The organism is Flavobacterium collinsii (assembly GCF_946903285.1).
Lineage (GTDB): Bacteria > Bacteroidota > Bacteroidia > Flavobacteriales > Flavobacteriaceae > Flavobacterium > Flavobacterium collinsii.
Map to the genome: position 1 here is coordinate 2857348 of NZ_OX336425.1, position 23705 is coordinate 2881052.

At 32.9% G+C, this 23705-nt stretch carries 24 protein-coding genes; 12 read left to right on the plus strand and 12 right to left on the minus strand.

Features of this window, described 5'->3' with window-relative positions; genetic code table 11:
- Positions 1–162 precede the first annotated feature (162 nt).
- Positions 163–1659: an SIR2 family protein gene (locus tag OGZ34_RS11795; protein ID WP_263360309.1), complete on the minus strand. Its 1497-nt coding sequence runs from the start codon at positions 1657–1659 to the stop codon at positions 163–165.
- Positions 1660–2323: 664 nt separating this feature from the next.
- Positions 2324–2644: a hypothetical protein gene (locus tag OGZ34_RS11800; RefSeq protein ID WP_263360310.1), complete on the minus strand. Its 321-nt coding sequence runs from the start codon at positions 2642–2644 to the stop codon at positions 2324–2326.
- Positions 2645–2839: 195 nt separating this feature from the next.
- On the opposite strand from OGZ34_RS11800, the gene OGZ34_RS11805 reads away from it, so the two are divergent.
- Positions 2840–3253 (plus strand): helix-turn-helix domain-containing protein, encoded by a 414-nt coding sequence (locus tag OGZ34_RS11805; protein ID WP_263360311.1) that lies wholly within the window; start codon positions 2840–2842, stop codon positions 3251–3253.
- A 756-nt stretch (positions 3254–4009) separates the two neighbouring features.
- On the opposite strand, the gene OGZ34_RS11810 is transcribed toward OGZ34_RS11805, so the two are convergent.
- Positions 4010–4390, minus strand: coding sequence for a flagellar motor protein MotB (locus tag OGZ34_RS11810; RefSeq protein ID WP_173967945.1), 381 nt, complete (start codon positions 4388–4390; stop codon positions 4010–4012).
- A 295-nt stretch (positions 4391–4685) separates the two neighbouring features.
- On the opposite strand from OGZ34_RS11810, the gene OGZ34_RS11815 reads away from it, so the two are divergent.
- The 7 genes from OGZ34_RS11815 (at position 4686) to OGZ34_RS11845 (ending at position 9820) form a co-directional block, all read left to right on the plus strand.
- Positions 4686–5150: a type ISP restriction/modification enzyme gene (locus OGZ34_RS11815; RefSeq protein WP_263360312.1), complete on the plus strand. Its 465-nt coding sequence runs from the start codon at positions 4686–4688 to the stop codon at positions 5148–5150.
- Positions 5151–5217: 67 nt separating this feature from the next.
- Positions 5218–5829: a hypothetical protein gene (locus OGZ34_RS11820; protein ID WP_263360313.1), complete on the plus strand. Its 612-nt coding sequence runs from the start codon at positions 5218–5220 to the stop codon at positions 5827–5829.
- Positions 5830–6056: 227 nt separating this feature from the next.
- Entirely contained in the window at positions 6057–6647 is a 591-nt protein-coding gene (locus OGZ34_RS11825; protein ID WP_173967948.1) for a hypothetical protein, read from the plus strand.
- Between the two features lie 4 nt (positions 6648–6651).
- Entirely contained in the window at positions 6652–7479 is an 828-nt protein-coding gene (locus tag OGZ34_RS11830) for a hypothetical protein (RefSeq protein ID WP_263360314.1), read from the plus strand.
- 6 nt (positions 7480–7485) lie between these two features.
- A complete protein-coding gene (locus OGZ34_RS11835; protein ID WP_263360315.1) occupies positions 7486–7956 on the plus strand; it encodes a hypothetical protein in 471 nt (156 codons plus the stop codon).
- A gap of 10 nt (positions 7957–7966) precedes the next feature.
- Positions 7967–8872, plus strand: coding sequence for a DUF6175 family protein (locus tag OGZ34_RS11840; protein ID WP_263360316.1), 906 nt, complete (start codon positions 7967–7969; stop codon positions 8870–8872).
- Between the two features lie 6 nt (positions 8873–8878).
- Positions 8879–9820, plus strand: coding sequence for a hypothetical protein (locus tag OGZ34_RS11845; protein ID WP_263360317.1), 942 nt, complete (start codon positions 8879–8881; stop codon positions 9818–9820).
- 149 nt (positions 9821–9969) lie between these two features.
- Here OGZ34_RS11845 and OGZ34_RS11850 read toward each other — a convergent pair whose 3' ends face one another.
- The 3 genes from OGZ34_RS11850 to OGZ34_RS11860 form a co-directional block, all read right to left on the minus strand.
- Entirely contained in the window at positions 9970–10356 is a 387-nt protein-coding gene (locus OGZ34_RS11850) for a secretion protein (RefSeq protein ID WP_173967952.1), read from the minus strand.
- Positions 10357–10721: 365 nt separating this feature from the next.
- Positions 10722–11129: a secretion protein gene (locus tag OGZ34_RS11855; RefSeq protein ID WP_173967953.1), complete on the minus strand. Its 408-nt coding sequence runs from the start codon at positions 11127–11129 to the stop codon at positions 10722–10724.
- Positions 11130–11641: 512 nt separating this feature from the next.
- Positions 11642–12061: a secretion protein gene (locus OGZ34_RS11860; RefSeq protein WP_173967954.1), complete on the minus strand. Its 420-nt coding sequence runs from the start codon at positions 12059–12061 to the stop codon at positions 11642–11644.
- Positions 12062–12509: 448 nt separating this feature from the next.
- On the opposite strand from OGZ34_RS11860, the gene OGZ34_RS11865 reads away from it, so the two are divergent.
- From OGZ34_RS11865 to OGZ34_RS11880, 4 genes are all read left to right on the plus strand, one after another.
- On the plus strand, positions 12510–13382 hold the full coding sequence (locus OGZ34_RS11865) for an AraC family transcriptional regulator (RefSeq protein WP_263360318.1): 873 nt from the start codon (positions 12510–12512) through the stop codon (positions 13380–13382).
- Between the two features lie 236 nt (positions 13383–13618).
- Positions 13619–15655 carry a M13 family metallopeptidase gene (locus OGZ34_RS11870; RefSeq protein ID WP_263360320.1) on the plus strand — a complete coding sequence of 679 codons (2037 nt, stop codon included), beginning with the start codon at positions 13619–13621 and terminating at the stop codon, positions 15653–15655.
- 676 nt (positions 15656–16331) lie between these two features.
- Positions 16332–17201 (plus strand): alpha/beta hydrolase, encoded by an 870-nt coding sequence (locus OGZ34_RS11875; protein ID WP_263360321.1) that lies wholly within the window; start codon positions 16332–16334, stop codon positions 17199–17201.
- A gap of 102 nt (positions 17202–17303) precedes the next feature.
- Positions 17304–17825, plus strand: a complete 522-nt coding sequence (locus OGZ34_RS11880) for a peptidase associated/transthyretin-like domain-containing protein (RefSeq protein WP_263360322.1) — start codon at positions 17304–17306, stop codon at positions 17823–17825.
- Between the two features lie 61 nt (positions 17826–17886).
- Here the strand turns inward: OGZ34_RS11880 and OGZ34_RS11885 are convergent, their stop codons facing one another.
- The 6 genes from OGZ34_RS11885 to OGZ34_RS11910 form a co-directional block, all read right to left on the minus strand.
- Positions 17887–19704, minus strand: coding sequence for a T9SS type A sorting domain-containing protein (locus OGZ34_RS11885; protein WP_263360323.1), 1818 nt, complete (start codon positions 19702–19704; stop codon positions 17887–17889).
- A 220-nt stretch (positions 19705–19924) separates the two neighbouring features.
- Positions 19925–20191: an integrase core domain-containing protein gene (locus tag OGZ34_RS11890; RefSeq protein ID WP_263360324.1), complete on the minus strand. Its 267-nt coding sequence runs from the start codon at positions 20189–20191 to the stop codon at positions 19925–19927.
- A complete protein-coding gene (locus OGZ34_RS11895) occupies positions 20188–20775 on the minus strand; it encodes a DDE-type integrase/transposase/recombinase (protein ID WP_263360325.1) in 588 nt (195 codons plus the stop codon). The genes OGZ34_RS11890 and OGZ34_RS11895 overlap by 4 nt, the downstream gene beginning before the upstream one ends.
- A 14-nt stretch (positions 20776–20789) precedes the next feature.
- A complete protein-coding gene (locus tag OGZ34_RS11900) occupies positions 20790–21224 on the minus strand; it encodes a helix-turn-helix domain-containing protein (RefSeq protein WP_263360326.1) in 435 nt (144 codons plus the stop codon).
- A gap of 51 nt (positions 21225–21275) precedes the next feature.
- Positions 21276–22241 (minus strand): TerC family protein, encoded by a 966-nt coding sequence (locus tag OGZ34_RS11905; RefSeq protein WP_263360327.1) that lies wholly within the window; start codon positions 22239–22241, stop codon positions 21276–21278.
- A gap of 181 nt (positions 22242–22422) precedes the next feature.
- Entirely contained in the window at positions 22423–23439 is a 1017-nt protein-coding gene (locus OGZ34_RS11910; protein ID WP_173965640.1) for a glutamine synthetase beta-grasp domain-containing protein, read from the minus strand.
- Positions 23440–23705: the final 266 nt, after the last annotated feature.

Consider the following 23705-nt stretch of genomic DNA (forward strand, 5'->3'; position numbering starts at 1 on the left):
ATTTTATGAAAAACCTCTCAGAAATGGGAGGTTTTTTTGTAGTGTAAATTGAAGCGTTCGAAAATATTGGAAGTTTTAAATTTCTTTCTATTTTTAATGCTATATTATCAAATCGTGAAATTGGTCGCGGTTTTTTTGGGGGGTGTTAATTTTTTTTATAATCTAATCTTTGTATTTTTTTAAATCATAAATACTTAGTAATTTTCTATATTCTGTGGATGTAGTAGATGGATTTTCTCTTAGATATAATTCAACTTCGTCAAGAGGAATATTATCATAAAATGTATTCCATAACACACAATTCATTTTATTTGAGGGAGAAATATGCTCATCTATGATAACACTCTCAATTGTTTTATGTTCGGTTTGACATTGAGCAGAAATTTGTTTGATGCAAGTAATAATATTATTCTCTTGCTGTTTCTTTAATTTTGGAGAAGATTCTATTCCTGTATTGATTTTTGAAAACCCAAAAATTGCAAAATATTGTTTGCTTTGAATTTTGTATTTGTCAATTAACTTTAAAATTTGTGAATTTGATTCATCGATAACTTTAAAGTAATTTGCAAGTAATTCTGGACCAGTTTCGAAATGATAGCTAATTGTTTTTTGTGATCCAATGGCTAATATTTTATCACCATTTTTTAATGTATCTAAGTCCTCAGTTATACTTACTTTAATATCTCCTCCAGCATAGATTTCTTTAACAATGTTTTGAACTTTTCTTATATCAAGTGCTGTTACAGGGAGATTTAAATTAGAAATGCCATTATAAATAGAAGAAAAATTGTCTGTTCTAATTTTGTTTATTCTTATTGTAAGCACTCCATCTAGAACAATATCATGTTCACTTATTACTTCGTTATTAATTCCTTTTCCATATTCAACTAACAAGAAATTATTTTTAATTTTTGTTGCTAATTCAGAATTTGGTTCTACATAGGAAAATATAGTTTTTAAAATCTTTTTAATATTATCATCACCGACACTATAACCAAGAAAAATAATAGGATTATGAATAAATAATGATAATAATTGAGCTCTAATTAATTCAAATTTATTATCAAATATTTGATAATCGTTTTCAGTAATTATAATTTTTTGAGGGTCTTCATAACATCCGTGTATTTTATAGACAGAACCATAAGGATTACTCAAAAGTATGTTATTTCCAATAAGTTTTGTAAACTCAAAAATATTTTCAATTAAACCATCATAATTTGTTGTTATAATTGAACCAACATTTTTTCTGATTTTTTTCAAATCTTTAAGCTCCTCAATCATATCTTCTTTAAAATCAATAGTAGAGAATAATTCAGAGATATAGATTTTGAATCTACTTATATTAATTCCCTTTTGCATGTTTTCATAATAAATATCATTAATATGCTTAAATTTTCCATTTCTATCATCTTGCAAAGCTAAATTAAACTTGGTTTCAATTATTGTTGCTATTTTGAGATAATCAAATTTATCATTCTCATAACATTGTCCTTTAACATCAAAATAATATTCGGAATTTTCAGTTAACTCAAATGCAATCTTACTTAATAAACCATCCCACGTAAATGAATTTTTCAAATACCTCAGGCTAATTCCTGTGCCAACGAAAAGAATAGGATGATTTCTATATTGGGCTATAAATTCTTGAACTGTCATAGTAAATTTTAATTTAAAAAAATGCGTTATATTTTATCTATTTAATCCCGATGCTGTATCTTTCAAATGTAGAAAGATTTTAATAAGTTAACTAAGTAGAAATACCTAAAATTAAATTATTAAAGATCCCACTACTAGCGTGAGTGTCCCGCTCGTGTATACAAATTTGCGGTCCCCTGCTAGCGCGAGCGTCCCGCTCGTGAACCCAAAGTTTATAAAACAAATTAAAATTAAGTCGATGCGCACGAGCGGAACGCTCGCGCTAGCAAAAACAATAAAAATCCAATTGTCAAACATAGCCCGTGGTTTCAACCACGGGTGCACAATACGAGCAAGACAATATTACGTTCCCGTGGTTGAAACCACGGGCTATGTTTATACCGTTTTGGAATAGCAAAAAAAGAAAATCGTATTATTTTTTAGAGATGAAAGTATTATGATTATATCTCCCCCGCTAGTGTTAGCGTCCTGTTCTTGAACTCAAAGTTTATTTTTCCCAGTTTGAAAGGAGAAATCTTCGTACGCTGAGCACGCACTGTTGAGGAGCTACTTGCGAAGATTTCTCCTTACGTCGAAATGACAAGATTGCGTAAAAACTTTGCGGCTTAGCGCCTTTGCGAGATTTTGGCGTTAGAACTTTCACCTTTGCATCTCCAAATAGTATTCATTCCCTATTAGCAGTCTCACCAACATAACTCAAAAACTCACATTCATCCAAAGGAAACAGTTGTAGAACAGTTTCTAAAATGAGTCCTACATTTATAGATTGGTCCTTCTTTTCGGGAACATTATGCATATCATGATCGAGTGCCAGAATGCATAATTTAATCATATCACTTACAATACAGCCCAGTTCGAAATAATTTAGAATTTTGAGCTCAGCAATGTTGACTTTTGGTTCGTCATTGGAGGCTTTTAAAGTGTTGAAATAGCGTGCAGTTAATTTTTTAAGCTGTTCTGTATTTTTAAATGGATCGTTTTCCATGATGGTATGTTTTTTTAGTTTGTATTTTGTGAATCAGTTTATGATTTTTAATTAAAAGAAAAATCTTACTTTTGTTTGGTCTGGCGAAGAAAGAAATAGATTGTATCGTACCAAACCGTTTTGACGGGTAATGTACTGTATGAATAAGTTTTTTACCAGTTGAGGTTTTTCACACTTAATTATTATCTTTGAATTATGAGCACACTAACAAAACCAAATCATATAGGGCGAAAAATAAGCCGTATTCGTGAACTTCGTGATATGAAACAGGAAGCTTTAGCACAGGCTTTAGGAATAAGCCAGCAAACTATATCTGCTATTGAGAATAGTGAAACCATAGAAGAAGAAAGACTTATCGAAGTGGCAAAAGCATTGGGTGTAACAGTTGAAGCTATTAAGAATTTTTCGGAAGAAGCTGCAATTAATTATTTTAATAGTTTTAATGAAGCTGTAAGTCATAGCCATTTTGGGAATAATAATCATTGCACTTTCAATCCATTAGACAAATTAATGGAAGCGATAGAAGAAAATAAAAAACTTTACGAGCGCTTGCTTCAGGCCGAAAAAGACAAGATCGAATATTTAGAAAAACTGCTAAAAGGGAAGTAGTATTCGTCTGAAGATATTGATAAAAAGCATTAGCTGCGGCTGATGCTTTTCTATTTTGACGTAAAAATCAAATATTAAAGTCATCACCCTGCTAGCGCGAACGTCCCGCTCGTGAGCTCAAAGTTTATAAAACAAATTAAAATTAAGTCGATGCACACGAGCGGGACGCTCGCGCTAGCAAAAACAATAAAAATCCAATTGTCAAACATAGCCCGTGGTTTCAACCACGGGTACACAATACGAGCAAGACAATATTACGTTCCCGTGGTTGAAACCACGGGCTATGTTTATACCGTTTTGGAATAGCAAAAAAGAAAATCGTATTATTTTTTTAGAGATGAAAGTATTATGATTATATCTCCCTCGCTAGTGTTAGCGTCCCGTTTTTGAACTCAAAGTTTATCTTCCCCAGTTTGCTATCTCGACTAAAAGGAGAAATCCTCACGAGAAGCTCGACAAAGATTGAACTTTCGTTACGGAGCTACTTGCGAAGATTTCTCCTTACGTCGAAATGACAAGATTGTGTAAAAACTTTGCGACTTAGCGCCTTTGCGAGATTTTGGCGTTAGAACTTTCCCCCCGCTAGCGCGAGCGTCCCGCTCGTGAACCCAAAGTTTATAAAACAAATTAAAATTAAGTCGATGCGCACGAGCGGGACGCTCGCGCTAGCGGGGAGCGAGTGTGATTTGCTTCACCTATTCGTTATCACTTGAGTCTCCTTCGCCGGAATGATAATATTGTGGTTATTTTAGTGAGTTAAGCTTTCTTTTTTACAGGAACTTTTGTTTTTAATTTTTCAATAAGAGCGTCGGCTTCTTGATATAGAGAAATCGATCGCAGTGATTCTGCATAGCGGTAGTAATATTCGGGTTCTAAATCGGTGGTAAGGGCAAAAAGCTCGCGGTACCATTTGGCGGCTTTGTCCATATTGCACTTGGCATAAGAGGAGTTTCCTAATTTTTGAAATAAATCTACAGATTTGTAGCCTTTTGCGGCAACCCTTTCGTAGGTTTTCATCACATCAACATAAACGTATTTGTCGCTTACCTTATTGGTTTGATAAAACTTTTCATCCTGAGCAGAAACGCGAATTGAAAAAAGAGTCAGTAGCATTACAATAGCTAGTTTTTCTTTCATGAAAATGGATTTAAATGGGGACTTAATATTTTTTTTATTTTTTTTGAACAATTTAAAAGCAAAGGATTTATTTAATGTTAGCTGATTGTGTTTTTTGCAAATATATCTAAATCAGTAGTATAAGATGTGTTTTGGCGATCTTTTTTTGATTTTATCGATAAAATTAGAGTCGAAAACAATAGTAAATACTTGTCTGGTAAATAATTTCTTATGGATGTAAAAACGTTTAAGAATTGTAATTATTTTAGTTGCGCTAAAAGAAAACTAACTTTATACAGATTTAGGGAACGGCAGTATGAGAATTGAAGACTATTTAAGTAAAATAAATGATTTCTGTATTGAAGAAAATAGATTGGGAAATTCTGTTATTGCTGAGCTGCAAGAACTTATTTTAAAAACTTCGTTAGAGAGTAGTCAAAGCTATTTTACATTGGGGATGCTTTTTCAAAAATCAGATAGTAATCGTATTGTATTAAATTCCGAAATATTTCAATTTATTGCCAATTGTTGTGGCTTGATGTTTATTGATGAGAAAGAAACCGGAAATGTTTGTTTCGCGCACAGTCAGGAATTACGACCTGAGTTTAAACAAAGCTTCACAGCAATTGATGTTTTAGATTTGAGTTATGCTATTTTGCATTCGTCATTTTATAAAAAAGATTTAAAAATAACTGAACTAAAAAATCCCATACCACAAGAGGCTGCTGTATTTTGGAAATTAGTTCAAATAGGGAAGGAATTACGAGATAAAAAAAAGTAATCAATTAGAAAAAAGCATCGGTTGATGCTTTTTTAATTTTCAAGGGAAAGTAAATTTTGAAGTTATAATGAAAATTGTATTAGAAAATAAAGGAATTAAAACAGATACTTATTATGTGCCACCTTTTGTTTTACACGAAGGAGAAGAAATTCTTTTGTTTCTTTTTAATGGAGGATGTTTTTATGAGACAGAGATGTTTCTTAAAGATATTTTTTGCGGCACCACAAAAAATGAAAATGTGACTTTGCATAGAAAGATGACCTTTGTTGAGCATTTTAAAGAATCAAATTTTAGGAGTCGTTTTTACCCTACAACTGTTGGAGAATATTTGAGAAAAAATGCAAATCTGAAAGATCCGTTTTCAAAAAAAATATTCGAAATTGAATGGATTACCAGTAAAACAAAAGTGAGTACGCTTGCCGGAACTCCAAGGAGGCTTTTGTGTTTGTATGCGGCGTTATCTAAAACAAAAGATATTGTATTTGATTTGGTTGGGCAAGATCCTGCCGGAGCTGAGTTTACTTTTAAAATGGTGAAAGAAGCTGTGAAAGATGGTGGTTCGGCAATTTTACTGGATTGCTTTAATGGTACGAAAGAACATGCTTCAAAGTGCATTGAACTAGAATGGAATGACGGTAGTTTACCAACTAATAAAGAGTTTAAATTTAACTTTAAGTAAAACAATTTGCGACAGAAAACTGGGCTCTACATTGCTTTATACCCAAGTAAACTCCGATTGTATAAATAAAATTAAAATTAAATGGGCAGAATGTGGAAAACCGTAAGATGATCCCAAAGATTAAATTTATTTTAGCAGAAATAAAAGTGGAGTTGAGAGACCACTTAAATAAACGAGGAGTAACTGAAAATCCTAAAGAGTAGGGAAACAAAACAAAAAATAAAAATATGTTTACAAAATTGGTTTACAAAGCGGTTATGTGTCTTGGTTTAACTTTAGTAATGCAACAGAGTGTTCTTGCGCAAGCAAAAACAAAAGATGAATTAAAAGCAGAACGTGAAGTTTTAAAGTCAGAGATGAAATCAAAAGATGCAGAAGATCGTAAAGCTAAGCTTGAAAAATTGACTGAACCTAAAACTTCAGGTATCTCAAGTATTGACGGACTTGCATCAAATTCAACACAAATGTTAACTTCTACAAAGGAAATTAATGTATTAATTCCTGAAATGTACAAAAGAACAGTTGGTGAGTCTGTTGATGGTGTTGCAGATGTAACTGTTAAAAAACCTACTTTAGATGAACTTAGTGCTTTGGGATTAAATATTGCGACACAAATAAAAACAGTATCTGATGCATCAGCAACTATTGCAACAGCTTCATCTGATTTAAAAAGTGCCGGAATGATGCAAGCTCCTAAAGGTGCAAAATCATTAGGTTATTCAAAAGATGTATTGGCTTTAGTTTTACCAGAATTAAACTTAAACTTAAAAGTTGTAAATAATTTAATTTCGACTTTAAAATCATCAGGTAACTATTAATTATATGAGAAATTTAATTTTTCTTTTATTACTGTTTGTGAATGGCTTAACAGGCTATTCACAGGCAGTAGTAAAACCAGTTTTAGGCGTTGCTGAATTTACTTCAGAGGTAAATTCTAAATATTCGGGTGCAGTTGCTGAAAAAGTAGTTCAGGTTGTTACTAATTCAAAACGTTTTACCGTTGTTGACAGAACAAGTTACGACAGAGTAAAAGATGAATTGGAATTACAAAAAACAGAAGCTTTTCTTGATAGTAAAAACACTGCAAAACAAGATGCAGCTTTAGCAGCTGAAAATATCATTGTTGGAAATATTTTAAAAATGAGTGTGTATGCAATGAAAAATACAGATGGTAGTGTAAATGGCTATAAATCTAGTGTTGCTTTTACTCTAAAAGTTAACGAAGTAGAGACTGGAAAAACAACAGAAGCTGAAAGCTTTCAAACTGATGTTAGTCCGTTAATGCTATCACCGGAAAGTGCTGTAAACGAGGCTTTAAAATCTATTGAGCCTAAGTTGAGTGCGTACTTCATCAAGACATTTCCATTAACTACTAAAATTAGTAAAATCCTTGCTACAAAAAAAGAAGCTGCTGCTACGGTCTTAATTTCAGGTGGTAAAGAATTTGGATTTAAAGAAGGTGATAAATTAATCGTTGAAAAAAACGAATTAATTGATGGTAAGCCTTATCCGTCGCAAATTGGAGAACTAAAGGTGGTAAAAATTGCAGGAAGTGATTTTTCTGAATGCAGTGTTTCTGATGGTGGAAAAGAAATTTTAGCAAGATTTAATGCTGCTGAAAAGTTAACTTGTAAACTAATCGTAAAATAACAGTGTATGTTACTACAAAAAAGAATAGGTGCTTTAATTATTCTGGTTTTACTTTCGGTAAATTATAGCTTTGGTCAAAAAAAGCTTCCAACGCCCCAGGTTAATTATGTTTCAGGAAATGCAGGAACAATTACTATGCGAGCAATTGGTAGTGGCAAAAAGCAGCAAGATGCTATTAGCGAAGCCGAAAAAAATGCGATCAATGTATTGCTTTTTAGAGGGCTTCCGGAATCGGAGCAAAAAAGTGCTTTAATTGGAAGTAATGAATCAGAAGAAATAGAAAAACACAAAGAATATTTTGATCAGTTTTATACTCAAAAAAGATATAAAACTTTCATTATGTCGAGTATTCCTGTGGGAGATTTTGCCAGACAAAATGGTGGTGTAAAGAGTCAAACTTTAGATGTTAAAGTGAATCTGGTTGCATTGCGAACTGACCTTGAACAAAACAACATAATCCGCAAGTTTGGATTTTAAAATAAAATTTATGAAATATAAATGTATACATTACATTGTTTTATTTGTAACGTTTTGCGTTACAAATTTTGCATTTAGTCAAAATGCTGCAACAAATAGCGGCGGACAAGTTGTGACAGTTCAGCCTAAAATAATGGTAATTCCTTACACAAGAGAAGGAGAAGATTTGCGAACTGTTCTGGAAGAAGATCCAAATAAAAGAATTGCGATAACAAAAATTAAAGAAGGTTTTGATAGCAGAGGATTTACAACTGTAGATTTTATTGCAAAATTAAAGGCCGCTAAAGATAATCACGTTTTTACGTCTGATAGTCAAACCGATATTAAATCACAAATTATTCAAATGTCCGGAGCTGATGTTTATGTTCAGGCAGAAGTTATAATTGATCAGTCGGGTTCGGGAAATTCAGTTAAATTAATTTTGACAGGTTATGAAGCTTCAACTGGAAATTCATTGGCCAATAAAGTTGGTGAAAGCGGAAGATTTTATACCGAAGATTACAACAAATTGGCTTCGAAAGCTGTTGAAAGTTGTATTCAGGATTTCTTAAATGTAATGCAGACCAAATTTACAGATATTGTAAACAATGGTAAATCTGTAATTGTAGACATTAGTTTTGATGCAGGTTCTCAGCACAATATGACTTCAGAAATTGGTTCTGACGGACTTCCGTTATCAGACCAAATTGAAGCTTGGATGGAGAAGAATGCATTTAAGAATAATTACCACATTCAAGGTACAACAGATTTAAAAATGATCCTTGACGATGTAAAGATTCCATTAAAAGATCAGGCAACAGGCAATAATTACAATCCAAACAAATTTGCACTTGAACTTTTTAAATTCTTCAAAGGATTAGGCTTGCAACCGGCAAAGGATATTAAAAGCAGTACAATTTACATTACAATTAAATAAATAGAGATGAAAAACATTTATTTTATAATAATAGTTTCACTTTTTTCCTTGATATCGAAAGCACAAACAAGTAAAGATATAGGGAAAATTTCTCTTTCGGTAGTGGTTCCTGAATATATGGAGGACTTAAGTGATTCTCAACTTTCAAAATTAGACACAAAAATTTCTCAAATTGTGACAGCTTCTGGCTTATCAGATTCAGGTTATAATAATAATTTTGTTATTTATCCAAAATTTGCGATTAATGAAACTAACGTTGTTGAAGGCGGAATGCAAAATATAACTGTTGTTTCTATTGAATTAAGTTTATTCGTTAAACAAGTAGATAGCAATATTTTGTTCTCAACAATTAGTAAAGCAATCAAAGGTAGCGGAAGTAGTAAAGAATTGGCAATCACAAATGCAATTACAAAAATTGCAGTAAATGACCCAGGCTACAAGAAGTTTATTGATGAAAGTAAAACGAAGATTTTTAAATATTATGAAACAAAATGTTCAGATCTTATTAAAAAATCTGATGCATATGTAAAAACACAGCAGTTTGAAGAAGCTTTGGGGCTGCTAATGTCAATTCCAGATGCTGTGAGCTGTTATAGTCAAGTTCAGGTTAAAGCAATTGAAGCCTACAAAGGTTTTCAAAAAAAGAATTGTGCTAAGCAAATACAGTTAGCAAGAAACACGATCGCAGCAAACAATTATGTTGATGCATTGAATATTTTATCTGACATTGATCCATCTTCTCCTTGTTTTAAAGAGTCGCAAACTATTGCAAAAACTGTTGAAACAAAAGTTAATGCTGAGGAGAAAAAACAATGGGATTTTCAAATGAAACAATACAATGACGAAGTAAGTTTAGAAAAACAAAGAGTAAATGCAATTAAAGATATTGCTGTTTCTTATTACAAAAGTCAAACATCGGATATTAATTACACATTAATTGTGAAGTAGAAATGAGCTAGTTGGCTTAAACTCTTTTGCGAAAAAACGTGATTTTAATACTCAAAGTTTTAATTTATTTGAAGCTGATCTGTGAATCGGAATAGGTAAAAAAAAAGCATCAGCCACGCTGATGCTTTTCAATTTCAAGTAAAAAACAATTAGCGACGGAAAGCAGGGCTTTTATTCACTGATTCGTCCATCTTAACAGTTTTTGATTTTTTAGCAGAAACCGTAATTTCATGTTTGGCAACTTTACCATTTTCTTTTACTTCCAGAATATAAGTTCCGGCAGGATATGCCTCTAAACTTAAAGTTTTTGAAACCTCTAATTCGTTTGCTACAGTTTCTCCTGTGTACACCAAATTTTTGTTTTCATCATAGATAGTAAAAACTGATTTCTCAACGGAGTTTAAAGTAAAACTAACTACTTTTCCATTTCCGGTTTTTATATTCAAAATATAATCCCCTTTTCCATCAATTGCATACGTAAAAATTGTTGTTAAAAATACGGCAACAACTAAGCCCACCTTCGTTAAATTTGTCATGTCTTTTTTAATTGTTTATTACTCTTTTTGGAACGTGTAAAACTACAAATAGAAATTTAATTTTATGCAAAAAACTTACTTTTTTCTGTACTTAAATTGCTGAATTAAAGATGTTTCTGTGTTTTATACGAACTATATACGTATTTACTGGGATGACGGTTGTTTTTATTTGCTATTTTTTTAATAGTGTAAAAACGACCTTTTTTATAATTATTAAGAATATTTTTCTAAAATTATAGAAATCAGTTGTTTGTGATCGGAAATGGACATAAAAAAACAGCTCAATAACGATAAAGAGCTGTTTAAAACGTATTATTTTACTAACTAGATAAATTCACTTTTATACTGACTCAGTATAAACTTTTTTAGCGTACCGCTACGCTTGTTTTTTTAGCAGAAAAACCTGCTTTATAACTTGATGAAATTGCTTTTCTTGACAATACTGTGGCAGCATCGGTAATTGTAATTTCATGTCTTACTTTTTTTATACTATCCTCAACCTCTAAGAAGTAAGTTCCTTCAGGAAGTTCTTCCAGATTAAAAGTTCTCAAAATTCCATCTTTACCTGAAGCATTTTCAGAATAAAGTAAACTACCGTCTTTATCATAAATGGCGAGGTTAGCTTTTTGCACTTTGTTAAGGGCAAACGTAATCAGCTTTCCGTTGGCTTTTAATACATGAAGATTAAAATCTTCATTTCCGTCAATTGCATACGTACTCATTCCTGTAAAAAGCACTGCACATACTAAACTTAATTTTAAAATCTTTTTCATGACTTTTGTTTTTTAGATTAATAGTTCTAATTCTCTGATGCTAAATTACTTCGGAGATGCTAATTTTCTCACAACTCTATTTTCTTATTTATGTGCTATATTCTCATTTACGAAACCGTTATAGGTTAAATTTTGAATTTTGTTTAAGGTTATTGTTAATTCTGTTGTTATGCTTTAATGTTTTGAAAAAGTTAAGGTAATGTGGTTTTATTTCTATTTCTTACAAAATTCATGTTTAAGAATTTGCCTTCAAGGTGCGCAAGGTTTTCTATCAAAGATTGTTTGTAGTAACCGTAAAGTTCGCAAGGCTTTATCAATAATTAGCTTTGCGAACTTTGCGTTTGTGTAAGAAATATACATAAAAAAACCTTGCGCACCTTGCGGTTAAACGATTAAGTTAAAAGCAAAAAAAAACAGCTCAATAACCACAAAGAGCTGTTTTAAAACAATCACGTTTTTACTTTACTAACTATCTAACCTCATTTTTATACTTTATGCGAGTATAAACTTTTTTAACGTACTGCTACGTTTGAATTTTGAGCAGAGAAATCTGCTTTATATGTAGATGAAACTGCTTTAGAAGATAATACTGATTTGTCATCGGTTATCGTAATTTCATGTCTCACTTTTTTAACACTGTCTTCAACTTCTAAGAAATAAGTTCCTTCCGGAAATTCTTCTAAACTAAAAGTTCTTAAAATTCCATCCTTACCTGAAGCGTTTTCAGTATAAAGTAAAGAACCGCTTTTGTCATAAATACTCAAACTTGCTTTGTGTACCTGGTTTAGAGCAAACGTAATTAGCTTTCCATTAGCTTTTAATACATGAAGGTTGAAATCGTTGTTACCGTTTTCATTTCCATCAATTGCATAAGTACTCAACCCGGTTAAAAGGACTACACAGACAAAACTTAATTTTAAAATCTTTTTCATAGCTTTTAGTTTTAAATGATTAACTCATTTCTCTGATGCTAAATTACTTCGATAACAGTTTTTTTTGCACAACTCTATTGGCTAATTTATGTGCTGTATTCTCATTTACGAAACCGTTATAGGTTAAAATTTGAATTATTTTAGGTGTTTTTGTTAATTAGGTTGTTATTTTTTAATATTTGATGTTTTTTGAGGATTTTACAAAGTAGCGCTAATTCTTACGAAAATGCTATATGTTTATAAAAAGACAAGATTAAATAGTATATGTTAAAAAAAACAATCGAAAAAATATGAGTACTAAAAAAAACAACCTGATAATCGTAATTTGGAGTTTGTAATTTTTTGCTTTTTTGTGAGATATTCTCATTTACGAAACCGTTATAGGTTAAAAAGTAAATTATGTTAGGTGTTTTTGTTAAATTTGCTATTATTTTTTAAAGACTCTATCATGAAGACTATTGCCCCAGCTCTTGAAGTGATATCTAATTCTTACGGAAGCTCCTTTACCTATACCAAACATGCTGAGAAAACCAACAGCAAGGCACATATATGGCATTACCATCCCGAAATTGAGTTGGTTTACATAAATGGGGGGGCAGGGAAAAGACAAATAGGGAGCCATGTTTCGTATTATACCAATGGTAGTTTGCTTTTGATAGGGGCAAACCTGCCACATTGTGGTTTTACAAATGAACTAACAGGAAATAAAGATGAGACTGTAATTCACATTAAACCTGAATTTTTAGGGAATGACTTTTTTGTCGTACCCGAAATGAGAAAGGTCCGAAATGTTCTGAGTCAGTCAAAAGGAGGAATCGCTTTTGGTGGAGAAACGAAGAAAAAGGTAGGTGAAAGAATCGAAATGATGGAAAATCAACTTCCATTTGAGCGTTTGTTGACCCTTTTGAGTATTTTGGATGAGCTAGATTCATCAGAAGAATATACGGTGCTGAATGCCGACGGTTTTTCGTTAGAATTGCAAACGCAGGACAATGACCGTATGAATGTAATTTTTAATTACGTGAAAGACCATTTTCAGGAATCAATTGCGATAGACGAAGTTTCAAGTTTGATAAGCATGACAACACCTTCTTTTTGCCGTTACTTTAAAAAGATCTGTAATAAAACATTTACAGAGTTTGTAAACGAATACCGTTTGGTGCACGCTTCAAAACTATTGGCAGAGAAACCTATAAGTATCAATGAAGTGTGTTACGAAAGCGGGTTCAATAATTTTAGTCACTTTAGTAAATCTTTCAAACAATATACTGGTAAAAGCGCCTCACAGTATCGTCTCGAACATAAAATTATTATTAGCTAAAGAGGATGTATTATTAAGTTTCTGAGATGCATCGTATTAACATTCAGAAAAAGTAAAGACTTTTTTTGCATTTTTTGGAGTATAAAATCGGCGTTTCTGTAGGTTGTGTAGTTTTTTTGTCAATTTACCGACAAAGGTTGTTGTTATAAAATTTATATTTACATGTTTGTTATGCTTAAAATGTAACAATCAGGGCAAGAATATATTTAACACAATCAACTAAACTTTATAACTGCATGAATTTATTTAGAAAACGAATTGCGTTTCTCCTTATTGGAATGGCTTTTTTAAGCTGTAGCAAAAAAGAAACGGTATTTTCAGATCCGCTACTAACCAACCGAGATACCACGGTAAACCCTGCTGAAGATTTTTTTAACTATGCTAATAATGGCTGGTTTAAAAAAAATCCTATTGCTGCTACTGATAGTAATAATGGTATCATGAGAATTGTAATGGATACTATTAATAAGCAAATTAAAAGTATCTGCGAAAACTCGGCAAAAGACGAATCCCTCGCCAAAGGCAGCAACAAACAAAAGATAGGTGATTTTTACGCTTCAGGAATGGATACCACTGCGATTGAAAAAGCTGGTTTGTCTCCGTTAAATACAGAAATTAAAAAGATCAGTGAAATTAAAGATGTTTCGGGGCTGGTCAATACAATTGCACATTTGCAAACGGTTGGAGCAGATCCCGGTTTTTCATTTTATGTTGCACAGGATGATAAAATCAGCACCAAGTATGCGTTGTTTTTCGGGCAAGGTGGTATTGGAATGGGGCAAAGAGATTATTATCTGGATACTGATAAACGAAATGTTGAAATTCGTGCAGCATATTTGGCGCATCTTAAAACAATGATGCGATTAACAGGTGAAGAAGAATCTCTTGCTGCAAAAAATGCGGCAGTAATATTGAAACTTGAAACCGAACTGGCAAAATCATCCCGAAAATTAGAGCAATTACGTGATCCGATCAAAAATTACAATAAATTAAGTATTGATCAGTTCAATGCTCTTACGTCCAATATCGATTGGAAGAAAGTCCTGCCGATTTTAGGAGTGACCAAAGCTGATTCTGTAATTGTTGGTCAACCGGAATTTTTTAAAGCCCTAAATTCGACACTTAAAAGTTATACGATCGAAGAATGGAAAACGTATTTGAAATGGAATCTTATAAATAGTTATTCCCCTTATTTGAATTCGGCTATTGAAAAGCAAAATTTCAAATTCTATTCTACAGTATTAAACGGTGTATCGACTCAAAAACCACGTTGGAAGAGAGTAGTAGAACAAACCGATTCGTCTTTGGGGGAATTAATTGGTCAGGTATACGTTGCTGATTATATGCCAAAAGGTGTAAAAGAGAAACTGCTCGAAATAGGAAACAATATTCGTGATGTATTTGCTTCGCACATTAAAAAGTTAGACTGGATGAGTGAGGTTACCAAACAAAAAGCATTGTATAAGTTGAGTAAAATGGTAATGAAATTAGGGTATCCTGATAAATGGAAGGATATGAGCCAGCTTTCAATAGATAGAAACTCGTACTGCGGAAATGTAATGAGAGCTAATATTTGGGATTATAAATTTATGATAAACAAATATGGTAAACCGGTTGACAGAAACGAATGGGTTATGCAACCACAAACCTACAATGCTTATTACAATCCAAGTAATAACGAGATTGTAATACCAGCCTGTAACATTATCGTTCCGGGTTACGAAGGTCGTATGCCGGACGATGCCATACTATATGGAATTATTGGAGGTTCGTTTTTTGGACATGAGATCACACATGGTTTTGACGATCAGGGGAGTCAATACGATGAAAAAGGAAATTTAAACAATTGGTGGACAGCAGAAGATTTGAAGAAATTTAAAGCCAAGACAAAATTAATTGTAGATCAATACAATAAATTCAGCATACTTGGAAAAAATGTAAACGGAGATGCTACTCAAGGTGAAAATATTGCCGATTTGGGAGGTGTTATTATGGGATATGAAGCATTTCAAAAAACAGCTCAATATAAAAACAAGGAAAAGATCAGCGGACTAACTCCTGATCAGCGTTATTTTTTGGCCTACGCTTATTCCTGGATGATCAATAGGAGGAATGAGTCAAAAATCAATCAAATTATGACCGATGTACATGCACCTGAGCAATTCAGAGTTAACGGGCCGTTGAGTAATATTCCGGAGTTTCATAAGGCATTCAATGTCAAAAAAGGAGATAAAATGTATCAGCCGGATAGCTTGCGAGTAGTAATCTGGTAATGCTTGTCTTTTCAAAATATTAAAGCCATTCGTTTCGACGAGTGGTTTTTTTTGCCACAGATTTTGGGGATTAGAATGATTTTGATTTGGAGTTTTTTTTGCCGCGAATTCCACGAATTCCACGAATTGCGCGAATTTGATTTACGAATGTTGATGTTGGATGTTTTTAATCTGTGGGAATCTGGTTAATCTGTGGCTGTATTTTTTGCCACAGATTTTGGGGATTAAAATGATTTTGATTTGGATTTTTTTTGCCACGAATTCCACGAATTCCGCAAACTTAACTTGCGAATGTTAGTGTAGGATACTTTTACTCTGTGGGAATCTGGTTAATCTGTGGCTGTTTTTTTGCCACAGATTTTAGAGAGTAGGATGATTCTGGTTTGGAGTTTTTTTGCCGCGAATTACACGAATTGCGCAAATTTGATTTGCGAATGCTGGTGTTAGGTATATTTTAATCTCTAAGAATCCATTAATCTGTGGCTGTATTTTTTGAGTAATTTATGTCCCATTTAATTGGTGGAAATTTGTGAAATTCGTGGCAAAACTAACTTTCAAACCTAAATAAAAAAATCCAACAAATTCCTTGATTCTGTGTCGAAAAAACGACCGGATTTTTCATAAGGTTCATTTTGAAAAAGTTATATTTACAATCCTTAATCAGAAAAATTTAAATATGAAAAACTTTAGAATTTTAGTATTTGCTGTTTTTTTGGGCGTTACTTCAATGAGTTATGCAGCAAAAGTAGATACGTTACAAGTTGCGAGTACAGCCATGAGCAAAACCTACAAAGCTGCGGTTGTTTTACCAAATTCGTATGCAAAAAGCAAATCGGCATTTCCGGTGATGTATTTACTGCATGGGGCTTACGGACATTTTAGCGACTGGCTGAAAAACACACCCAATAAAAAATTAGTGCAAAATTTATCCGATCAATACAATATGATTATCGTCATGCCCGAAGGAGAAACGTTTAGTTTTTATCTGGACAGTCCGGTGAATAAAGGAAGTCAGTTTGAAACTTTTATCACTCAGGAAGTGATTCAGAAAGTAGATAAAACATACCGAACCATAAGCAACAAAAGCGGAAGAGTCATTACAGGTCTTTCTATGGGAGGGCATGGTGCTTTGTATTTGTCTGCCAAACATCCGGATTTGTTTTGTGCTGCTGGTAGCATGAGTGGTGCGGTCGATATGAGTGTAATGCTTAATAGAGATGCATCGGCACAGATCGTAAAATTAATGCAGCCCGTTTTTGGGGATAAAAGCGACAGTTCCGAAATGTATGCGCAATATGCGGTAATGGGAATGCTAGACAAATTAAAAACAAATAAACTCCCTTTAATTATAGATTGTGGTGTCGATGATTTTTTGATAGAACCCAACCGAGAATTGCACCGAAGATTGGTTTATAATAAGGTAGATCACGATTATACCGAACGTGCAGGAGCACATACCTGGGATTATTGGGAGAATTCATTGCCTTATCATGTATTATTTTTTAATAAAATACTACTTAAAAATCAGCAGGTTATGAAAAAATAATGGAAAATTCTAACAAGAATGGCGCGAAATATTTTTTTTGGTTTGATTTTTGGAATACCTTTATATATGTATATTCTAAAAACAAATAATACCACAGAAATTATGAAAAAGATACTTACCTTGTTAGCAGTTGCAGTCGTTGGACTAATCGGATTTTCAAGTTGTGAAGGACCAGAAGGGCCTCCGGGATTAGATTCTGCAATTCCTTATGTTTATGAAGTTGATGCCAATTTTGTTGGACCAAATTTTTCCGTTACTAGTACACCTTCAGGTATGCTATCAGGAGATAATATTTTAGTATATGAATTAGTAAGTACAAGTGGACCGGATAGCTGGGCATTATTACCTCAGGTATACTACTTCAATAACGGTCTGGAAACTGCCCAATACAATTATACCTTTTCGAAAAATAGAGTTACAATCTTTATTAAGGGGAGTTTAAGTGATTATTCTCAATTGCCGAGTAGCTTTAGATTAGGAAAAGTCTTTAGAGTAGTTATTGTTCCAGGGGATGATGGGAAAAATGCAAAAACCGGAAAAAAAGTGACAACTGATAATTTAGATTATAACGCGGTTATTAAAAAGTACAACATTGATGATAGTAATGTTAAGCAATTAAACTAATCATTGGAGTATAAACTAAAAAAGGAGATCTGACGATCTCCTTTTTTAGTTATATGTTTTTTTATTGTTTAACAAAGGTTTTTTGAGTAATTCCTTGTATATTTTCAATTGTAATAAAATAGGTTCCAGTCGGCAAATTTGTAACATCTACGTTTATTATTTTAGAAGTCACAGTTGAAAAATTATTTGAATTTACAATATTGCCCAAAACGTTTAAGATTGTAATTTTTGCATTACTCATATCTACAGCTGATTCAATGTTTAAACTTGAAGAAGTTGGATTTGGGTAAAGTTGTATATAGGGTTGAGAAGCAGTACCGTCTAAATAAGCTTCGTTACTGTAACTTGTCGCTAGTCCATATATTTCTTTATTTTTAACGGAAACTACATAATTCATTGTAGCAATTCTTCTAAATTTATATGTAGATTTGAAACTATATCCTCCTCTTCTACCAGAAACAACAGTAAGTGGTAGTGAAGGAAGATAATCTTTAGAAGTCGCCCCCGGGATGTTTGACCATGAAGTAGTAGGATAACCTCCTTCTAAGCTTTGACTTTGCCATTGATAATTTAGTAAATAAATTCGGAAACCATAACCCTCTGGATAAGGATTGTCAAGACTGGTTGTAGATCCCGTGATAATTTGTGGATTTTCGAAATTGCTAGGATCTGTGATTTTTAAAATTTGATCACAACAAATCGTATTATTATCGCGTAATCCTCTAATTAGAATTTTTATTTCATTGCTTATTCTAGATATATTCTGGTAAGTTGCTATTCTCCTGACTAGATAATGAGTATCTTCAGGATTTGTAGATAAAGAGGGATCTGAAAAATTTAAATCTCCGTTTGATTCATTTGGTATTGTTATCCAAGGGTTGGAATTAACGCTGTTGTTTTTATATTGCCATTTATAACCATCGACATCCGTTACAATGTCACCTCTGGTATTTGTATGCCATGGGTCTTGCAACATGTTTAAGTTTATTTTAGATGAAACCCCGTATAGATTTAATGTTTTGGTATTTGACAGTTCATAATGCCCATCGGAATTAGCTACGCTATTTGTGGAAATTGTATTGGTAAGTATTGGCGAAGGCGCAACTGTAATCGTTATAATGTTACTTTTGTTTGGTTTGTCAACACTGTAATTATATCCTAAGTTTCTAGTAACACTAAAATCTCCGGGTTCAGTAATATAATCAATGTTTAGAATCTTATTTATATTGTCAAGATTTTGAAATCTTACACTAGGATTTCCGTTTGCAGCCCAAGAAGAGTTGATACCATATGCTTTATCTTCGTATGGATTGAGGTATTGAGAGCCAGTTATAGGTGTAGGTTTATCTCCCAATCTTACAATTTGATTACAACATAAAGTGTTTGATATTCTTGAAGGATCAGGAGCATCTGAAGGAGGGATTATGGTTCCACTTCCGTCTAGTGTTGCATTTTTGATAACTGCTAGATTTGAACTTTTGAAGGCTGCTCCCCCTGGATTTTTGTATTCAGCATATATGAAACCTCCAGATGTTAAAAAATCTCCCCAGCTAAGATTTATGTTGAAACTTGCGACTGCGACTTTTCCGCCTCCAAAGTAAAGTTGTCCGCCATCGCCTCCAATAGCAATATTTGCGTTTTGAGGAGATAATTTTGAAAAATAAATTTTGATTGTACCTTGATCTCCAATTGCTGCGTTAGCAGGAACTTCTACTTTGGCTGATAGTGAAATACTTGAATATGAAACACCACCAAGATTGATTGGTCCTGCATTGATACTAACACCATTGACCATGGTTGGGGTTAGGGTTACTCTTTGTCCAAATAATATGGTATTGAATAAGAGCAATAAACTAAGATAAATGTAATTTTTATTCATGATTTTTTTAAATTATAATAAAGTTAAAAATAGGATTAATATTATATTTTTTAAATTTTAAAAAGTTAAATTATAAGTGTAATACTATAATTTAACACAATAGGAATTTTGAGATTTAGTATAAAATAAAAAAAAGGAGATCGTCATGATCTCCTTTTTAACTTTATACTATTGTCTCGTCCTAAAAAAGCGATACAGATTATTACATAAAAATAATTAATTAAACAGTTGCAAGAACCCTCTTGCAACTGTTTTTTGTTTTATATCTTCTCATTTGAATTTGATTTTGAGAATGCATTTGATTTGGTGTTAACATGTAATTAGAATAGTGAGGTCTGAGATTATTATAAATATTGATAGATTCCTTTATTATTAAGTTTGTAATTTTTCTTTTTTGATGATACTTATCGATCATAAATTCTTGTTTTAAAATTCCATTAATTCTTTCTGCTATCGCATTTTCATAAGGATCTGAATTTTGGGTCATGCTGCATAATATTTATTTTTCATAAGTTCTTTTTGATACTCATGTGCACAATATTGCAAACCTCTATCTGAATGATGGATTAGAGTTAATGTATTATGCGTTCTTTGCTTAAGAGCCATTTTAAGAGCTCTTAAACTACTTTGAGTATTGAGATTCTCAGCAACATAATACCCCATTATCTTTTTTGAATAAGCATCTGTGATCAAGCTTAGATAACACGGATTATCTCTTTTTCCGATATAAGTAATATCGGATACCCAAACTTGTTCAGGGCGATTTATTTCTAAATCTAAAATTCGATTTTTGTGCTTTCTAAACCGGTGATGTGAATTTGTGGTTATATGGTAACTGCGTTTAGGTTGTACCAATAAATGATTAGCTCTAAGTATATCAAAGAATTTATCTCTTCCAATCTTCATCAAATGGAGTTGATCCAATAAAAGATAATAGAGCTTTCTAGCACCTATTCTAGGCATTAATTGCCTAAGATCATTAACCATTAAAACAACTTCTTTAGCTTTATTTTGTTTAATTGTTGTTCTTTTAATTTTTCGATAATAAACCTGTCTGTCTATCCCGAACAAATAACAGGTAAATCCTATTGTTTGTTGTTCTCTTTCTTTGAAATGGGTGATTGTTCGGGCACAGAGTTTTTTCGGATATCAATATGATATTCTTTTTCCGCTAAATCAATCATCATATCAAATAAGATTGCTTTCTTGTCTGCAACAAAAGCCTGTCTTTCCAGGAGTGCCTTTTGTTTCTCTAAAAGTTTGACTTGAGCTTCAAGCTCCATAATCTTTTGTTCAGGTGTTTTTGCCATTTTCATAGAGGTTTGGTTTTCCCAATCAAAGTTACCAAATTTCCTAAGCCATTGGACAACTGTGCTTTTGCATTGGATGCCGTACTGCTTTGTAGCCTCCGTTGCTGTGAGTTCTCCGCGTTCTATTTCCTGAACAACTTGTAATTTAAAAGACATAGAGTAGTCTTTTTGTGTACGCTTTACATAGCGTATTTCTTGAGGTACTTCCATAATGATACTTTTTGTGTATCGCTATTTCAGGACTAGACATATTTTTAAGTGCTATTCCGGATCGGTATCAGTAAGTTCTTTTTCTTTTCCAAATTTAAGCGAAACCAGAATACCGGCTAAAAGTGAAAGCGCAATGAAGGCTAAAGAAGCCCATTCCGGTACATGGAAAAAATCGTGAAGCAGCATTTTTAATCCTACGAAACTTAAGATCGCAATAAGGCTATATTCCAGATAACTGAATTTTGCCAACATATTGGCTAAGAAAAAGTACATCGAACGTAATCCCAGAATAGCAAAAATATTAGAACTGAATACCAAAAATGGATCGGAAGTAATGGCTAGAATGGCGGGTACGCTGTCTACCGCAAAAAGAACGTCCATGAATTCAATCACAATAAGGGCTACAAATAATGGAGTAGCCGCTTTTTTTGCCGTTTTTGTGGGAATGAAAAATTTCTCTCCCTCCATTTGGGAAGTAATCGGAATAATTTTCCCCAGTGTTTTGTAGATAAAAGAGTCTTTGGGCTGAAAATCTTCATTGTCTCCGGTGAACAACATTTTGATGGCTGTAAAAAGCAGGAAGGCGCCAAATAAATAAGTGGTCCAGCTAAATTTATTGATGAGCATTACTCCAAAGAAAATCATTAATCCGCGGAAAACAACGGCACCCAGAATTCCCCAGAATAAAACACGGTGCTGGTATTTTTGAGGTATTTTAAAGGAAGCAAAAATAATTGCGATTACAAAAATATTGTCAACGCTTAACGATAATTCAATCAGATAACCGGTTATAAACTTCATAGAAGCTACAGCGGGTTTCAGATTATCAGGATTTGCAATATAATCTGTGGTATAGAGCCAATAAATAACTCCTGAAAAAAGAAAAGAAAGGGTTACCCAGATAAGAGTCCATTTGCTTGCCTCTTTAGTACTAATGATATGTGGGTTTTTGTTAAAAACGCCTAAGTCTAAAGCAAGAATAAGTGCAACAGCTATTAAGAAGAAAATCCAAACCATTAGGATGTTTTTTTAGTGATTCACAAAGATAGTTTTTAAATTAAATCTAAAAATGAATTATTAAAAAGTTAACTCTAAAATGTTCTGTTGTTTAGATGTTAAAGGTTTTTAAAAGACAGGTTTACAAAAAAAAGTGCCCTTCATAATTGAGGGGCACTTTTGAGTATGATATAGCTAATAATTACAATGCTGAATTTACAGTTTTGATAATTCTCGCAGCGATTTTATATGGGTCACCGTTTGAAGCAGGTCTTCTGTCTTCTAACCAGCCTTTCCAGCCTTTTTGTACAGTCATTAACGGAATTCTGATAGAACATCCTCTGTCTGAAACACCATAAGAGAAATCATGGATAGAAGCAGTTTCGTGTTTACCGGTTAAACGTTGGTCGTTGTAAGCTCCGTAAACTGCAATGTGCTCTGCAGTAACAGGTCTGAAAGCTTCACAGATTCTTTCGTAAGTAGCCTGGTCTCCACATGTTCTTAGTACTTCGTTAGAGAAGTTAGCATGCATACCTGAACCATTCCAATCTGTATCTCCAAGTGGTTTTGGGTGGTATTCGATGTAATAACCGTATTTTTCAGTCAAACGATCTAATAAGTAACGGGCAACCCAGATCTCATCTCCGGCTTTTTTAGCGCCTTTAGCGAATAATTGGAATTCCCATTGTCCGCAGGCAACTTCCTGGTTGATACCTTCAAAATTGATTCCTGCAGCAATACATAAATCAGCATGCTCCTCAACTAATTTTCTTCCGTGAGTATTTTTTCCTCCTACAGAACAGTAGTACATCCCTTGTGGAGCAGGGTAACCTCCAACTGGAAATCCAAGAGGAAGTTGAGTTTTAGTGTCCATGATGAAGTATTCTTGTTCGAATCCAAACCAAAAATCATCATTATCATCATCAATTGTGGCTCTACCGTTAGACGGGTGTGGTCTTCCATCAGCATACATAACTTCTGACATTACCAGGTATCCGTTAATACGTGTTGGATCCGGATAGATTGCAACTGGAACTAAAAGACAGTCAGAAGATCCGCCTTCGGCTTGTTTGGTTGATGAACCATCAAATGACCAATTCCCAAGTTCTGCTAACGTTCCTTTGAAATTTTCGTGCTCTTCAACTTTAGTTTTACTTCTAAGATTTTGGGTTGGTTCATATCCATCTAACCAAATGTATTCTAACTTAATTTTAGCCATAATAATATAAATTAATTTTTTTGTTTTTTTTCGTTGGGTCAAAGATAGATTTATTTTTTCACTCCTAAAAATTAGGGGGCTATTTTGTTTAGAGTGATACTATTTTTTAGATAAGCGTAATTTTTGAAGGGGTATATTTTTAAAAAAGTAATTTTATATAGCGTAAAAAGGCAAATTCGTAAAAATGAGGGGCTGTTTTTAAATTTTTAAACCATAGAATTGTGGAAAAATGTTGATTTAATGAATAATACTGCGGCATTTTGTTA

Coding starts and splice junctions, on each gene's coding strand:
- OGZ34_RS11825 (WP_173967948.1), top strand. CDS start 6,057: ATGTTTACAAAATTGGTTTACAAAGCGGTTATGTGTCTTGGTTTAACT.
- OGZ34_RS11840 (WP_263360316.1), top strand. CDS start 7,967: ATGAAATATAAATGTATACATTACATTGTTTTATTTGTAACGTTTTGC.
- OGZ34_RS11815 (WP_263360312.1), top strand. CDS start 4,686: ATGAGAATTGAAGACTATTTAAGTAAAATAAATGATTTCTGTATTGAA.
- OGZ34_RS11845 (WP_263360317.1), top strand. CDS start 8,879: ATGAAAAACATTTATTTTATAATAATAGTTTCACTTTTTTCCTTGATA.
- OGZ34_RS11810 (WP_173967945.1), bottom strand. CDS start 4,390: ATGAAAGAAAAACTAGCTATTGTAATGCTACTGACTCTTTTTTCAATT.
- OGZ34_RS11900 (WP_263360326.1), bottom strand. CDS start 21,224: ATGGAAGTACCTCAAGAAATACGCTATGTAAAGCGTACACAAAAAGAC.
- OGZ34_RS11820 (WP_263360313.1), top strand. CDS start 5,218: ATGAAAATTGTATTAGAAAATAAAGGAATTAAAACAGATACTTATTAT.
- OGZ34_RS11805 (WP_263360311.1), top strand. CDS start 2,840: ATGAGCACACTAACAAAACCAAATCATATAGGGCGAAAAATAAGCCGT.
- OGZ34_RS11890 (WP_263360324.1), bottom strand. CDS start 20,191: ATGACCCAAAATTCAGATCCTTATGAAAATGCGATAGCAGAAAGAATT.
- OGZ34_RS11875 (WP_263360321.1), top strand. CDS start 16,332: ATGAAAAACTTTAGAATTTTAGTATTTGCTGTTTTTTTGGGCGTTACT.
- OGZ34_RS11905 (WP_263360327.1), bottom strand. CDS start 22,241: ATGGTTTGGATTTTCTTCTTAATAGCTGTTGCACTTATTCTTGCTTTA.
- OGZ34_RS11800 (WP_263360310.1), bottom strand. CDS start 2,644: ATGGAAAACGATCCATTTAAAAATACAGAACAGCTTAAAAAATTAACT.
- OGZ34_RS11885 (WP_263360323.1), bottom strand. CDS start 19,704: ATGAATAAAAATTACATTTATCTTAGTTTATTGCTCTTATTCAATACC.
- OGZ34_RS11910 (WP_173965640.1), bottom strand. CDS start 23,439: ATGGCTAAAATTAAGTTAGAATACATTTGGTTAGATGGATATGAACCA.
- OGZ34_RS11835 (WP_263360315.1), top strand. CDS start 7,486: ATGTTACTACAAAAAAGAATAGGTGCTTTAATTATTCTGGTTTTACTT.
- OGZ34_RS11860 (WP_173967954.1), bottom strand. CDS start 12,061: ATGAAAAAGATTTTAAAATTAAGTTTTGTCTGTGTAGTCCTTTTAACC.
- OGZ34_RS11795 (WP_263360309.1), bottom strand. CDS start 1,659: ATGACAGTTCAAGAATTTATAGCCCAATATAGAAATCATCCTATTCTT.
- OGZ34_RS11855 (WP_173967953.1), bottom strand. CDS start 11,129: ATGAAAAAGATTTTAAAATTAAGTTTAGTATGTGCAGTGCTTTTTACA.
- OGZ34_RS11880 (WP_263360322.1), top strand. CDS start 17,304: ATGAAAAAGATACTTACCTTGTTAGCAGTTGCAGTCGTTGGACTAATC.
- OGZ34_RS11865 (WP_263360318.1), top strand. CDS start 12,510: ATGAAGACTATTGCCCCAGCTCTTGAAGTGATATCTAATTCTTACGGA.
- OGZ34_RS11850 (WP_173967952.1), bottom strand. CDS start 10,356: ATGACAAATTTAACGAAGGTGGGCTTAGTTGTTGCCGTATTTTTAACA.
- OGZ34_RS11830 (WP_263360314.1), top strand. CDS start 6,652: ATGAGAAATTTAATTTTTCTTTTATTACTGTTTGTGAATGGCTTAACA.
- OGZ34_RS11870 (WP_263360320.1), top strand. CDS start 13,619: ATGAATTTATTTAGAAAACGAATTGCGTTTCTCCTTATTGGAATGGCT.